The 13,585-nt window shown below is 61.5% G+C and carries 13 protein-coding genes; 4 read left to right on the plus strand and 9 right to left on the minus strand.

Features of this window, described 5'->3' with window-relative positions; translation table 11 throughout:
- Nucleotides 1-8: 8 nt before the first annotated feature.
- The 6 genes from CIW50_RS13360 to CIW50_RS29040 form a co-directional block, all read right to left on the minus strand.
- Nucleotides 9-884, minus strand: a complete 876-nt coding sequence (locus CIW50_RS13360) for an ABC transporter permease (protein ID WP_149531742.1) — start codon at nt 882-884, stop codon at nt 9-11.
- Nucleotides 881-1,837 (minus strand): ABC transporter permease, encoded by a 957-nt coding sequence (locus CIW50_RS13365; protein ID WP_116662736.1) that lies wholly within the window; start codon nt 1,835-1,837, stop codon nt 881-883. The genes CIW50_RS13360 and CIW50_RS13365 overlap by 4 nt, the downstream gene beginning before the upstream one ends.
- Nucleotides 1,838-1,899: 62 nt before the next feature.
- Entirely contained in the window at nt 1,900-3,453 is a 1,554-nt protein-coding gene (locus CIW50_RS13370; RefSeq protein ID WP_149531743.1) for an ABC transporter substrate-binding protein, read from the minus strand.
- Between the two features lie 19 nt (nt 3,454-3,472).
- Complete coding sequence (locus tag CIW50_RS13375; protein ID WP_149531744.1) at nt 3,473-4,501, minus strand: ABC transporter ATP-binding protein; 1,029 nt, start codon at nt 4,499-4,501, stop codon at nt 3,473-3,475.
- Nucleotides 4,501-5,559 (minus strand): ABC transporter ATP-binding protein, encoded by a 1,059-nt coding sequence (locus CIW50_RS13380; RefSeq protein WP_149531745.1) that lies wholly within the window; start codon nt 5,557-5,559, stop codon nt 4,501-4,503. Before CIW50_RS13380 ends, CIW50_RS13375 begins: the two co-directional genes overlap by 1 nt.
- Nucleotides 5,556-5,720 carry a hypothetical protein gene (locus CIW50_RS29040; RefSeq protein ID WP_172980315.1) on the minus strand — a complete coding sequence of 55 codons (165 nt, stop codon included), beginning with the start codon at nt 5,718-5,720 and terminating at the stop codon, nt 5,556-5,558. The genes CIW50_RS13380 and CIW50_RS29040 overlap by 4 nt, the downstream gene beginning before the upstream one ends.
- Nucleotides 5,721-5,916: 196 nt before the next feature.
- On the opposite strand from CIW50_RS29040, the gene CIW50_RS13385 reads away from it, so the two are divergent.
- The 3 genes from CIW50_RS13385 to CIW50_RS13395 all read left to right on the plus strand — a co-directional run bounded on the left by CIW50_RS13385 (nt 5,917) and on the right by CIW50_RS13395 (nt 9,244).
- Nucleotides 5,917-6,717: a GntR family transcriptional regulator gene (locus CIW50_RS13385; protein WP_149531746.1), complete on the plus strand. Its 801-nt coding sequence runs from the start codon at nt 5,917-5,919 to the stop codon at nt 6,715-6,717.
- A gap of 556 nt (nt 6,718-7,273) precedes the next feature.
- Nucleotides 7,274-8,626, plus strand: coding sequence for an oxygen-independent coproporphyrinogen III oxidase (hemN, locus tag CIW50_RS13390; RefSeq protein WP_149531747.1), 1,353 nt, complete (start codon nt 7,274-7,276; stop codon nt 8,624-8,626).
- Between the two features lie 240 nt (nt 8,627-8,866).
- A complete protein-coding gene (locus tag CIW50_RS13395; RefSeq protein ID WP_246664265.1) occupies nt 8,867-9,244 on the plus strand; it encodes a hypothetical protein in 378 nt (125 codons plus the stop codon).
- A gap of 419 nt (nt 9,245-9,663) precedes the next feature.
- Here the strand turns inward: CIW50_RS13395 and CIW50_RS13400 are convergent, their stop codons facing one another.
- Nucleotides 9,664-9,843, minus strand: a complete 180-nt coding sequence (locus CIW50_RS13400; RefSeq protein WP_149531748.1) for a hypothetical protein — start codon at nt 9,841-9,843, stop codon at nt 9,664-9,666.
- 300 nt (nt 9,844-10,143) lie between these two features.
- On the opposite strand from CIW50_RS13400, the gene CIW50_RS13405 reads away from it, so the two are divergent.
- Nucleotides 10,144-11,646 carry an aldehyde dehydrogenase gene (locus CIW50_RS13405; RefSeq protein ID WP_172980316.1) on the plus strand — a complete coding sequence of 501 codons (1,503 nt, stop codon included), beginning with the start codon at nt 10,144-10,146 and terminating at the stop codon, nt 11,644-11,646.
- Between the two features lie 58 nt (nt 11,647-11,704).
- Here the strand turns inward: CIW50_RS13405 and CIW50_RS13410 are convergent, their stop codons facing one another.
- A complete protein-coding gene (locus CIW50_RS13410) occupies nt 11,705-12,685 on the minus strand; it encodes an aldo/keto reductase (RefSeq protein WP_149531750.1) in 981 nt (326 codons plus the stop codon).
- Between the two features lie 31 nt (nt 12,686-12,716).
- A complete protein-coding gene (locus CIW50_RS13415; RefSeq protein ID WP_149531751.1) occupies nt 12,717-13,568 on the minus strand; it encodes an SDR family NAD(P)-dependent oxidoreductase in 852 nt (283 codons plus the stop codon).
- Nucleotides 13,569-13,585: the final 17 nt, after the last annotated feature.

Genomic DNA, 13,585 nt, shown 5'->3' on the forward strand with positions numbered 1-13,585 from the left:
TCTCTTGGTCAATTGCGTTTCATGGTCGGATCGAGCGCAACGCGCAGCGATTCACCCAGCGTATTAAAAGCCAGTGCGGTGAACAGGATCGCGAGGCCGGGCGGATACATCTGCTCCGGCGCGATCTCCATGTTCTGATAGGCCCGCGCCAGCATCCCGCCCCAGCTTGGATCCGGCGGCTGGATGCCCAGGCCGAGGAAGCTAAGGCTCGCTTCGGCGAGCAACGCTGCCGCGAGCAGCAGCGTCACCTGCACGATCACAGGCTGAATCGCATTCGGCAGCACATGGCGCCAGAGAATGCGTTTGGTGGAGCCACCGAAGCAGCGCGCGGCATCGACATAGAGTTCGTTGCGCACCACCAGCGTGCGGGCGCGCACCAGTCGCGCGAGCTGCGGCGCGAACACGATGCCGACCGAGATCATGCCATTGGTCAAACCGATGCCGAGCGCGCCGGTGACAGCGATCGCCAGCACGATGGCCGGGAATGACAGAAAGCTGTCAATGATGCGGCTGATCACGGCATCGACCCAACCGCCGAGATAGCCGGCAAGGATGCCGACCGGCACGCCGATCAGAACGGCGATCGTGACCGCAAGGAAACTCGCATAGAGCGACGCCATGCCGCCATAGATCAGGCGGCTGAGCGTATCGCGACCAAGATCGTCAGCACCAAGCCAATGCTGAGCCGACATCGTCGCCAGCGCGGCATCGAGATCCTGAGCGGCCGGCGCATACGGCGAGATCCACGGGCCGAGGACCGAGATCACGAACAGCGCGACGAGGAACGTCAGGCTGAACGCGCCACGTAGATCGCTGACGAACCAGCGCACGAAATTCGAGAAACGTCCCGGCCGACGCTCGGGCGCCATCACAGCATCGGTCATGATGAGATCCTCGGATCGAGGACGCTATAGAGAATGTCCGTGAGCAGATTGAGCGTGACGACAATCAGGACCATGGTGAACACCACGCCCTGCACCACCGGGAAATCACGGTTCATCGCGCCGTTGACGATCAGACCGCCCATGCCGGGGATCGCGAATACCGCCTCGACCACCACGGTCGCCGCCAGCATGCGGTTCGCGAGCAGGCTGACCACGGTGAGCAAATTGACGCTGACATTCTTCAAACCGTGCCGCCACAGGATCGATGACGGCGGCAGGCCCTTGGCATGTAATGTGCGGACCTGCTGCGACGACAGGATCTCGACCAGCGAGGACCGCAGTTGCCGCGCGACTTCGGCAATACCGCCCGATGCAAGTGCCACGGCTGGCAAAATGGCATGGCTGAGCGAGGCCCAAGGGTCTTTCATCAGCGACACCGCGCCGGTGGCCGGCAACCAGTTCAGCTGCAGCGAGAAGAACGCCACCAGCAGCATTCCCAGCCAGAAGTTCGGCACGGCGACACCAAGTGAGGCGATAGCCATGACGAAACCGTCGATCCACGAGCCGGGCTTGGTCGCGGCAGCAATGCCCAGGGGGATGCCGACAAGCATGGCCGTCAACAAAGCGAGCACAACGATCAGCAGCGTATGCGGCAAGCAGCGCTGGATTGAGGTCAACACCGCTTCATTTGAAATCAGCGAGTTGGAGAGATCGCCATGCGCCGCCTTCCAGAGCCACGAGCCGTATTGCAGGAAGAACGGCTGGTTCAAGCCGTAAAGTTCGCGAATTTCGGCAATCCGCTGATCAGACGCATTATCGCCGGCAAGCGTCACCGCCACATCGCCCGGCACCAGCTTGAGCAGACCGAACACGATGAAGGTCGACAGCACCACCACCGGGATCGACTGCAACAGGCGACGACCGATAATGCGGAGACGTCCGGAATTAGACATGCGTTCATCACACCAGTTGAGCGCGCCGCGATGATCGCGGCGCCAGTTGTTGTGTCGGAGAGTTAGCCGAGCGAAATGTTCTCGAATTTCGGCTTGCCGAGCAGATTGGGCTTGAAGCCCTTCACCTTGGCTGAGAGCGCATCGAGTTCGAACTGGAACGCGAGCGGTGCCGACAGGGCATTCTCCACCGTGAACTTCTGGATCTTGGCGAACACTTCGGCGCGCTTGGCGAGGTCTTCGCTGACGCGGCTCTCTTGGATCAGTTTCGAGAGCTCGGGATCTGCAGTACGTCCGGCGTTGTAGTAAGCGCCTTTGTCGAAGCCGAGCGCATAGGTCATGCTCGGATCCGGACGACCGGTCCAGGCCGATACCAGCAGATCGAACTTCTTCTCGGTAGCGAAGAACTGCGCGCTGATTTCCGCGATGGTGCCGCGGGTGAATTTGAGGCGGATGCCAGCTTTGCCAAGCTGATCCTGGATCACTTCGCCACGCCGCACCGAATCCTGGTCGGTGTAGCCGCCGATGGTCAATTCGAGACCATCCTTGTAGCCGGCCTCGGCGAGCAACTGCTTCGCCTTTTCCGGATTGTTCGGATACATCCCGGCAACATCCTTGTTGAACGCCCAGTGCGAACTCGGCAGCGTCATGCGTGCCGGCTCGCCCAGCCCATTCAGTGCCGCCTTGACGAAGGCATCGCGATCGAGCGCGAAATTGATCGCCTGACGGACTTTGATGTTATCGAGCGGCGAACGGGCATAGTTCAAATATAGCTGAATGCAATACAGGGTTGGCGACGTGACCGTCTCCAGATTCTTGGCGCGCTCGATCACCGGCTTCAGGCGCGCCGGCAACTGGAATGCCATGTCGTTCTGGCCGGCGACCACCGAGCGCAAAGCCGTGGCGTTTTCCGGGATGATGTTGAATTCGATACCGTCCAGATAAGGTCGGCCCGGGCGCCAGTATTGGTCATGGCGCGCCACGACGATGATCTCGTTGTCGTTCCAGCGCACGAACTTCCATGGACCTGCGCCCACCGGCTTGCGATCGGTCTCATTGCCGAGCGCCTTGATATTGGTCGGCGACACCATCATGCCGGCACGGTCCGACAGAATGGCCGGCAGCGCGGTATCCGGGTTCTTCAGCTTCAGCGTAACCTGCAGAGGGCCGGTCACCTCGACCGCTTCTACGCTGGAGAGATCAGGCTTCACGTTGGAGCGCTGGTCGGTGCGGTTGCGTTCGAGATTGAACTTGACGGCCTCGGCATCCATCGGTGTGCCGTCGTGGAATTTGATGCCGGTGGTGATATCGAGCACCATGGTCTTCGCGTCCGGGAACGACCACTTCGCCATGCCCGGCTTCGGCTTGAGCGTCTCGTAATCCCATTCGACAAGCGTGTCATACATGGTCCACAGGATGCTGTGATCGGAGCCCGCGCCGCCGGTGGCCGGATCGAGCGACGACGGATTGGCGGGCGCAGCCACCTTCAGCACGCCGCCCTTCTTGGCGTCCTGCGCCCAGGCCGGCAGGCCCAGCGCGCCGGTCACGGCGGCGCTGCCCATCAAGGCCAGAATGTCACGACGACGCAGCACGCGCTTGCCCAAATCGATTGTGGTCATTTGAAATTCCTCCCGGTGATTATGATGCGCGTTGCGCTTTTTGATTGTCTGGTGGTGGTCCGTCCGCCGTGGCGAAATGGCACGCGACGCGGTGTCCCGGCTTGACGTCACGCCAGGCCGGCACTTCCTCCGTGCAGCGCGGCTGCACCGACGGGCAGCGCGTGCGGAAGCGACAGCCAGACGGCGGCGCCACCGGGCTCGGGATCTCGCCTTCGAGAATGATGCGGCGATCGACGCGCAGATGCGACGGCAGCGGCACCGGCTCAGCCGACAGCAGCGCACGCGTATAAGGATGCAGCGGATGTTCGACGACATCCTCGGCCGGGCCGAGCTCCATCAACTTGCCGAGATAGGTGACGGCAATGCGATCCGAGATATGCGAGACCACCGAGATATCGTGAGTGATGAACACATAGGTCAGGCCGAATTCGCGTTGCAAATCCGCAAAGAGATTGAGTACGTCGCCGCGAATAGAGACGTCGAGTGCCGCCACCACTTCATCGCAGACGATGACCTTCGGCCGCAACGTCAGCACGCGCGCGATGTTGACGCGCTGCTTCTGGCCGCCGGATAGTTGGTGCGGATAACGGTCGGCGGCTTCCGCAGCGAGCCCAACGCGTTCCAGCACCTCGATGCCGCGGCGGCGGCGCGACGCGTTATCACCCTGGCCCATGATCTCCAGCGGCTCGACCACGCTGTCGATGATGGTCATGCGCGGATTGAGCGCGGCATTCGGATCCTGGAAGATGATCTGATAGTCGCGGCGATGCTTGCGGAACGCGCCGGTTCCGAGTGTCACGGGATCGGTGCCGTCATGCAGGATCTTGCCATGCGTTGGCGGCAGCAGCGACACCAGCGCGCGGCCGAGCGTGGTCTTGCCGGAACCCGATTCGCCGATGATGCCAAAGGTCTCGCCGGCGCGGACTTCGAAATCCATACCATCGATGGCTTTCACCGTGTCGCGGCCGTCGCGCGTCGGAAACAGAATGCGCAAGTCACGCACAGCGAGAATGCCGCTATCGCTCGTATGGTTCTGCGCGGAAGACATCAGTTCACCGCTCCCGGCAGCACGAGTTCGGGGGCACGCCAGCAGCGCGCAGTACGATCGCTTTCGATCTCGATCATCGGCTGGCTCTGCTCGCAGCCCGCCACGGCATGCGTGCAACGTGATCGGAAGCGACAGCCGGCCGGCATCGCACTTGGCGACGGCACACGACCGGGAATCGAGGCCAACACGCCGCGGCGCTTGCTGAGGCCAGGCAGCGAGCGTAGCAGTCCCGACGTGTAAGGGTGCCGCGGTCGCGTCAACACATCATCCACCGGCGCGTCCTCGACGACTTCGCCGGCATACATCGTGATCATGCGGGTACAGGTTTCGGCGACGACGCCGAGGTCATGGGTGATGAAAATCAGCGCGGTCCCGGTACGCTCGCTCAACGAACGCAACAGGTCTGTGATCTGCGCCTGCACCGTGACGTCGAGCGCGGTGGTCGGCTCGTCGGCGACCAGCAGCTTCGGCTTGCAGATCAACGCCATCGCGATCATCACGCGCTGGCGCATGCCACCGGACAACTGATGCGGATATTCGTCGCAGCGGCGTTCCGGCGCGGGGATGCCGACCTCACGCAGCGCAGCGATGGCGCGCTCGCGCCCTTCCGGACGGCTGACCGGAAAATGGACGCGATAGGCTTCGCTGATCTGATCACCAACGGTGAAGACCGGATCGAGCGCGCTCATTGGCTCCTGAAAAATCATCGCGATCTCACGGCCGCGCACTGCGCGCATTCGCCGCGGCGACAGCGTGGCCAGATTGGTCCCGTTGAACAGGATATCGCCCTGAATGCGTGCCGACTGCGGCGGCAACAGCCGCAGCAGCGACAGACCAGTGACGGTCTTGCCGCATCCGCTCTCGCCGACCAGACCGACACGCTCGCCCGGCGCGATGGTGAAGTTCACATTGCGGGTAATCGGCAGCGCACCATTTGCAGTCGCAAAGGACAGCGAGAGATCGCGAACCTCGAGCAACGGCCGCGGGGACCCGCCGACATGAGGTGTCGAAGCGGCTCGTGACGCGGTCGCTGCGAATATGTCGATCGCGTCCGTCATCGCAACACACCAACCAAAGCGCGGCCAGATGTAATGCGCAGAATGTGCTTCAGCTGCAGGAGCTGCTCATGCGCCGCTTGCGCATAGCGATCGAGGCCGCAGGAGCGCGGCTGTCGGGGCGTTGTCAGCCGGACATGCGCCGGCGCGAACATGGTCGCCATGTTTTACCTCCCTTGCCATCCCTGTCGTGCAGATCTTGCCGATTGCCCCGGGACGTTCCATCGCGCTCCGGCTTGAGCCGGTATGTCGATGCGACGGTCCGCCAATGAAAGGTCACCAGTTGTCAATTGTCAACAATTGACTTCTGAGATACCTAGGCCTGTATTGCTCGATATGCGAGCACCGACAGGAGGGGTTATGGCAGCGACGCTTCGCAAGCCATCCGCTGACAACGAAAGCGACGTCGAACGGAAGTTTGCGCCGCGCACGCTTCCCGATCAGGTTGCGGAAGAGCTCGGCGCGGAGATCGTATCCGGCCGTCGCAAGGCGGGCGAGCGATTGGTCGAACTGGATCTGGCGCGCGACTTCGGCGTCAGCCGCGGCCCCATACGTGAGGCAATTCGCATTCTCGAACGTCGGCGTCTCGTCGACGTCTTTCCACGGCGCGGCGCCTATATCAGGCCGCTATCGCTCAAATCAGTCGCGGACCTGTTCAATGTTCGCACTGCGCTATCCATGTTGGCGGTGCGAACCATGGCGACCTCCCCGGTCGAAAGCTTCGTCGACACGCTGGCGCGCCGCTGCGACGAGCTGAAGGCAATGGTCGAGATCAACGATCCCATGGCCTTCGCGCGCACGACGACGCGGGCCGTCAAGACCATCGCGCGCGGTTCGGGCAACGACCTGCTGGTCGAATTGCTCACCGACCTGGCCAACCAGACTGTATGGGAAACCATCTGGAAGACGCCGCTGGACTATCAGACCCGCGACATCCGCCAGCTCAGCGCCGACCTGATGGCATCGACGCTGAAGGCGATCCGGCAGCGCAAGCCGAACGCTGCTGTCACACATCTCGGTCAACTTCTGGAAAGTGATCGCGACCGCGCCTTGTCCACCCTATCGCGCATTCGTGGAGAGACGTTGGATCTCAGCGCGCTGACACCGGGCGACGGGCACGGCATTGTGCCAGCAGACACTACTCCCGCGTCGTCCGTGTGAAGTTCCAATGAACGGCAGACCCAGATGGTCGCCTGAGGGATTGTGAGTTAGGCAGGATCACCCGTCTAAAGCGAAAAGATGATCGACTGGGAACGCGAGCTTTTGCCTCACGACCCTGCATCGCGTGACTGTTACGTTTTCCGCAATGTGATTAGCCGAGGCACTGACATCGAAGGCGTTGCTCTGGCTCGCCGCCGAGGCGTTCGTCATTGCTCCGGCAGGTTTTGTCAGGCGTGAAAAGACTTTTTCCTTTCAAAAACAAGCCCCCAGCTGTTCCTCCATCATCGGGGCGTCGCGATCGGATCCGGAGGGTCCGAGATCCTCAAGACAATCGAGCATCGCCTTCTCAAGTCGATCCCGCGATGATCGTGGCTTCGGGCGCCGGACCTTACCCGGCATGAGCGGGCCATTGGTGGACCTCGCCCGGCCGTGATCCTGATCGCCGTAGTTGCGTTGGTCGTCGTCAAACCGGTCTAAACGGGTTCAATTTGACCTGACGCAACGTTAGCCCGAACGATTTGGTGCATTCCATGCGTGCAATCCGGAGACTGGAAAGATGCGCGCGGAACTAGCACGACGATACGGGCAGGACAGACTTCCACGCTACACCAGTTATCCCACGGCTCCTCACTTCGCCCCGGTGATCGGCGAAGCCGATTACCGGCGGTGGCTGCAGACGATGTCGTCCGAACGCCCAGCCTCGCTCTATCTGCATGTACCGTTCTGCCGATCGATGTGTTGGTATTGCGGGTGTCACACCTCCGTAACCAAGCACGACGATCCGGTCGCGATCTACGCGTCCGGCCTACGGACCGAAGCGCGTCTCGTTGCAGAGGCGATCGGCGAGCGGTTTCCGATCTCGCACATCCACTTCGGTGGCGGAACCCCGACGATCATGAGCCCCGAGACTTTCGTCGATCTCGTCGGGGCTTTGCGTCATTCGTATGCGGTGCTCCCGGATGCCGAGGTGGCTGTTGAGATCGACCCACGAACATTGACACAGGCCATGACGGAAGCGTTGGGGCATAGCGGCGTCAATCGTGCCAGCCTCGGCGTCCAGAGCTTCGATCCTGCCGTGCAACGCGCCATCAACCGCTTTCAGAGTCTCGAGAAAACCGCCTTGTCGGTCGAAGGGCTGCGGAAGGTCGGCGTCACCCGTTTCAATTTCGATCTGCTCTATGGCTTGCCACTGCAAACGGTGGCGTCTTGCCTGGACACCGTCGCCAAATGCATAGAGCTTCGTCCGGATCGCTTCTCGGTCTTCGGCTATGCGCACATCCCCTCGTTCAAGAAGCACCAACGTAAAATCGCGGAAGACACCCTGCCGGGCAGCGTCGAGCGACATCTTCAGTCAGAAGCCATTGCACAGGCGCTGGTCGATGCAGGATACGTGCGCATCGGCCTCGACCACTTCGCCCTTCCCGATGACGAGCTCGCCGCGGCGAAACATGAAGGCCGGCTGCACCGGAATTTCCAGGGGTACACCGACGATGCCGCCGAAAACCTCATCGGTCTTGGGGCCAGCGCCATCGGCCGCATGCCGCAAGGGTTTGTGCAGAACGTCGTAGCCACGCGCGACTATCTCGCTTGCGTCGCAGAGGAGAAGCTCGCTACCGTCAAGGGCTACGCATTCACCGAGGACGACCGATTCCGCGCCGATATCATCGAGCGCATCATGTGCGACATGACCGTCGACCCCCCTCGGCTCGCCCGGCAACATGGTCGAGATCCCGAGACCGCCGTGGTTGATCGGATGAGGCTGCAGAACCTGGTCGCCGACGGCGCCGTGACGATGACCGGCGATCGGATCACTATCCGCGATGGCGCCGAGTTCCTGGTACGCAGCGTCGCTTCGGCGTTCGATGCTCATCTGGCAAAGTCGGCAGCCGTTCACAGCCGGGCGGTCTAAAACGTGGCCCCGGCTGGCCGCCGAGGCAGTTTGGGCGCTCGCATTTCTTTATGCCGTGTTGATGGTGGGAAAGTTCGCAGTTTTGCTCTCCAAATGGTGGCGATTTGAGCCGCCCCTTAGTCTTCGGCCAGACTGCGGCGGTGCTTAATCGCGCGCGTGTAAAACAAGTGATTAGGTCATTGATCAACGGACTTGGTGAGGAAACACGTCGCTCCATCCTGCAAGCCGGACTCGAAGGGCGTGCTCTACGCACTGGGCGCGATCTCGGGCGGGCTTTCGCTGTGGGTCGAAGATGGCAAGCTCAGCTTTGAGTACAATCTGTACGAGATCGAACGGACGAGGCTCGATACGACTGCTCCGCTCCCGACCGGAAAGATCAAGATCGAAGTCGAAACACGCGTGGCGAGCAGCGCACACGCTGGTGCTCTCGACATCGTCATCCGCGTGGACGGAAAAGAAGTGGCCAAGGGCCGGGTGCCTCGCTCAACCTCGCTCGGGTTTACTGCCAATGACGCTTTCGACGTCGGCCGTGACAGCTATTCGCTGGTCTCGTTCGCGTATTATGACCGCAAGCCATTTGCGTTCAACGGAAAGATCAACCGTCTACGGGTTGAGTAGCCGACCAACAAGTTTCTCGAAGAGCCGGGCATCAAGGGGTGGCCTGCGCCCGACAAAAGTCCGGCTCACTCCGCCGTGGCAAAGATTTCAGTTAACCGAGACCGATCGTCGACCACGAGAACCGCGCCAGCTCGCAGGTGCATAGGGTAATGCTGCATATGACGACGCGCGCTTGACCGTTGCGGCGCGATGCAGTGCGATGCGCTTCAACGCAAACATCCATGCGATCAGGCCCGGCGCGGTCTTGCATCGCGACGCTGACACGGACGGCGTGGCCAACGATGTCGTCCTCAATCCAAATTGTCTGGGCATTCAAACCTCCATCCGGTGATTCCGACTACGCCAAAAAGGCGCTCCGAATCCTAGTCGAGGTTGAATTTATGCACTGCGAATCTTGCGGCTCACTTGCGTTGCGTCAATCAGTGCAGAACGACGTGCGCCATATGGTCATCAAACGGCCGTGCGGCCATCTGCGCGCGCAGTTCGGCGAGTTCGGTCTCGAGCTGCTGATTGACGAGAATGAGTGCGGCAACGGTACCACGGGTGTCACCATGGCAGGCGGCGATGAGATCGTCGACTTCCGCGTCTAGCTTGGTCATTGGAAAAATCTCCTGCCACGCTTTCGGTTGCCTTCAAATATCGGCTAAGCGTTGCATCAATATTAAACGATACCGGAGTCTCCGGCTTCATCGCCAACGTGCATGGATACCGGTTAAGGGCGCCTTTCCGGGTCCAAAGAATCCACACGCGACTTTCTACGATCGGCTTGGGCCACCGGCTTCAATTGCCGCGGTGCAACCGCGCGTTGATCGCAAAATCGCTGGTTTCTGAGTAGTCATGGCCCGCAAAGGCGGCTACGGCCGTCAGGCTGATCAAGACGCGAATTCAAGGACATGCCAATGATGAACGACGGTCGCCCGTTCGGGCTCTACATCGATGGTCGCTTCCAGCCGGCCTCCGCCGGCCGCACGATCCGGATCGAGAACCCGAAAGATCGCAGCCATCTGGCCGACGTCGCCGAGGGCGACGAGACAGACATCGACCTTGCCATCGACGCGGCCGAACGCGCCGGCAAGGTCTGGGCGGCAACGCCCGGCGCTGTGCGCGGCGACATTATGCACCGCGCCGGCGAGTTACTCGCCAGGAAGCTGCCCGATCTGGTTACCATCGAGGTTGACCAGATCGGCCGAGCCCGCCGCGAGATGACGGCGCAGCTCGGCCGTTTGCCGGAATGGTTTCGCTATTTCGGCGCGGTCGCGCGCACCCATGAAGACACCGTGCCGCCGTTCGGCGGCAATTTGCTGAACTATACCCGCCGCGTGCCACTCGGAGTGGTCGGCCATGTCACGCCGTGGAATCACCCGCTGCTGATCCTCACCAAGAAGATCGCGCCGTCGATGGCGGCCGGCAATACGATGGTGGTGAAGCCCAGCGAACTCGCGCCGATCACACCTCTTCTACTCGGCGACATCTTCAAGGAAGCCGGCGTGCCCGATGGCGTCTACAATGTCGTGCCCGGCTATGGCGCGACCGCCGGCAAGGCGCTGACATCCAGCAAGCGCATCAAGAAGATCGATCTCACCGGGGGCACCGAGACCGGCAAGATGGTCGCGTCCATGGCCGGCGCCAACCTGACCAAGGTTGCGGCCGAACTCGGCGGCAAGGCTGCCGTGATCATGTTCGACGATACGCCGATCGAACGCGGTGTGGCGGCCGCGCTGTTCGCCTCCTTCATTGCCACCGGCCAGACCTGCGTGCAGGGCGCGCGCCTGCTGGTGCAGCGCTCGGTGCATGATGCTGTCGTTGCCGAACTGGTCCGCCGCACCAACATGATCCGGATCGGCGATCCGCAGGACATGGCGACGCAGATGGGACCGCTGGTGTCAGCCAAACAACGCGAACTGACGGAGCGCTATATCAGGATCGGCCTAGAGGAAAGTGCGACACTCGCCGCCGGCGGCAAGCGCCCGGACGGCAAGGCCTTCGAGAGCGGCTACTATCATCAACCGACAATCTTCACCGACGTGACCGGCAATATGCGGATCGCGCAGGAAGAGATCTTCGGGCCAGTCGTCGTCGTGATCCCGTTCGACACGGAAGAGGAAGCCATCGCGCTGTCCAACGGCACCGAATTCGGGTTGGCCACCTCGATCTGGACCCGCGATGTCACCCGCGCGCATCGCGTCGCACATCAACTTGAGAGCGGCATCGTCTGGATCAACGACCACCACCGCATCGATCCCTGCTCGCCCTGGGGTGGCTTCAAGATGAGCGGCATCGGCCGCGAGAACGGGCTGATCGCCTATGAGGAATACACCCAGATCCAGAACGTGATCGTCAATCTCTCGGATGAGCCGTTCGACTGGTATGCCGACGACGGGCAGGAGAAGCGGTATAGCTAAAGCACGCAAAAAGCGTAGGGCGGATTACGCCTTCGGCTAATCCGCCCTACGTCTACTGCTAGCCGAATCCCGCCACGGCATGCGGCACATACGGCGCTTCGAGCGCTGCGATCTCTTCACTCGTCAGCCTGAGCGACAGCGCAGCGATTGCGTCGGTCAGATGCGCCGGCTTCGACGCACCGACGATCGGCGACGTGATCTCCTTCTTCTGCAACAGCCAAGCCATCGCGACCTGTGCCTGCGGTACTCCGCGGACCTTGGCGACCGCGGCCACCTGCTCGACGATCTTGCGATCGGACTCCTCGGACTGCGCATAGAGCGTCTTGCCGAATTCATCGGTATTTTGACGCTCGCTGGTCTCGTCCCAGGCCCGCGTCAGGCGCCCGCGCGCCAGCGGGCTCCACGGCATCACAGCAATCTTCTGGTCGGCGCAGAGCGGGAGCATCTCGCGCTCCTCCTCCCGATTCAGCAGATTGACATGGTTCTGCATGCTGACGAATTCGGTCCAACTGTTTAGCCGCGACGTATAGAGCGCCTTGGAGAACTGCCACGCATACATGCTGGACGCGCCGATATAGCGGACCTTGCCAGCCTTTACGACGTCATGCAGCGCTTCCAGCGTCTCCTCGATAGGTGTGTTCTTGTCCAGACGGTGGATCTGATAGAGATCGATATAATCGGTGCCGAGCCGGCGCAGACTGTGATCGACCTCGGTCATGATCGCCTTGCGCGACAGGCCCATGCCGTTCGGACCCTTGCGCATGCGGTTATAGACCTTGGTCGCCAGCACCACGTCGTCGCGCTTTGCAAAATCCTTCAACGCACGGCCGACGATTTCTTCCGACGTGCCATCCGAATAGACATTCGCGGTGTCGAAGAAGTTGATGCCAAGTTCAATGGCCTGCTTGATTAGCGGCCGGCTTTTCTCCTCGTCCAACGTCCATGCATGGGCGCCGCGATCGGAGATGCCATAGGTCATGCATCCCAGAGACAAACGCGAGACATCCAGACCAGTATTTCCAAATTTGACGTAGTCCACGGCATTTCTCCCTTATTGTTCTAGTTGGTTTCTATTTGCGTTTGACGAAATCTGCGAAGGCGTCGGCATAGTCGGGATGCCAGCGCGACAGCGCCGGCCTGTTCTCGACGACATCGCCGATGGCCCACAACATGCGGCGCTCGTCGAGCGCGCGCGGCACGTCGTTATCCGGGCACAGGATATAGAAGTCGCCGACCTCGAGCCGTTGCATCATGAAGTCCACGGTCTGCTCGGCTGTCCACGCCGCATCCGGCTTCTCGGTGCGACCGCCGGCTGCGAGCGGCGTGAAGACAAAACCCGGGATCAGCAGATGTGCGGAGATCTGGCTGCCCTCGGTATTGCGCAGCTCATGCGCCAGTGCCTCGGTATAGGCTTTCACGCCGGCCTTGGAGACATTGTAGGCGGGATTGCCGGGCGGCGTGGTGATGCCCTGCTTGGAGCCGGTATTGATAATCAGGCCCGGCCGCTTGCGCGCGATCATATTTGTCGCGAAGGCCTGACAGCCATTGACGATGCCCCAGAGATTGACGCCGAGCAGCCGCTCCCAATTCTCCCGTGGCCCGAGTGCCGAGGTTGGCACCTGAATGCCGGCATTGTTCATCAGCACGTCGCAGCCGCCGAAGCGGGCCTGCACATCGGCCGCGAGCTTGACCATCGCATCGAGATTGCTGACATCGACGCTGGCCGTCATCACATCATTATGTCCGCCGCGCGCCACGCTGGCGATCTTGCCAGCCGCGTCAGCCAGACGATCCTCTCCGAGATCCACAATGCAGATGCGCAGACCCAACCGCGCAAAGGCCTTCGCTGCGGCAAGGCCAATGCCCGAGGCGCCTCCCGTGATGACGGCAACGGAACCTGCGGACAAAGCGGGATGGGACATGATGTTCTCCAGAACCG

It is taken from the genome of Tardiphaga sp. P9-11 (assembly GCF_008329525.1).
Lineage (GTDB): Bacteria > Pseudomonadota > Alphaproteobacteria > Rhizobiales > Xanthobacteraceae > Tardiphaga.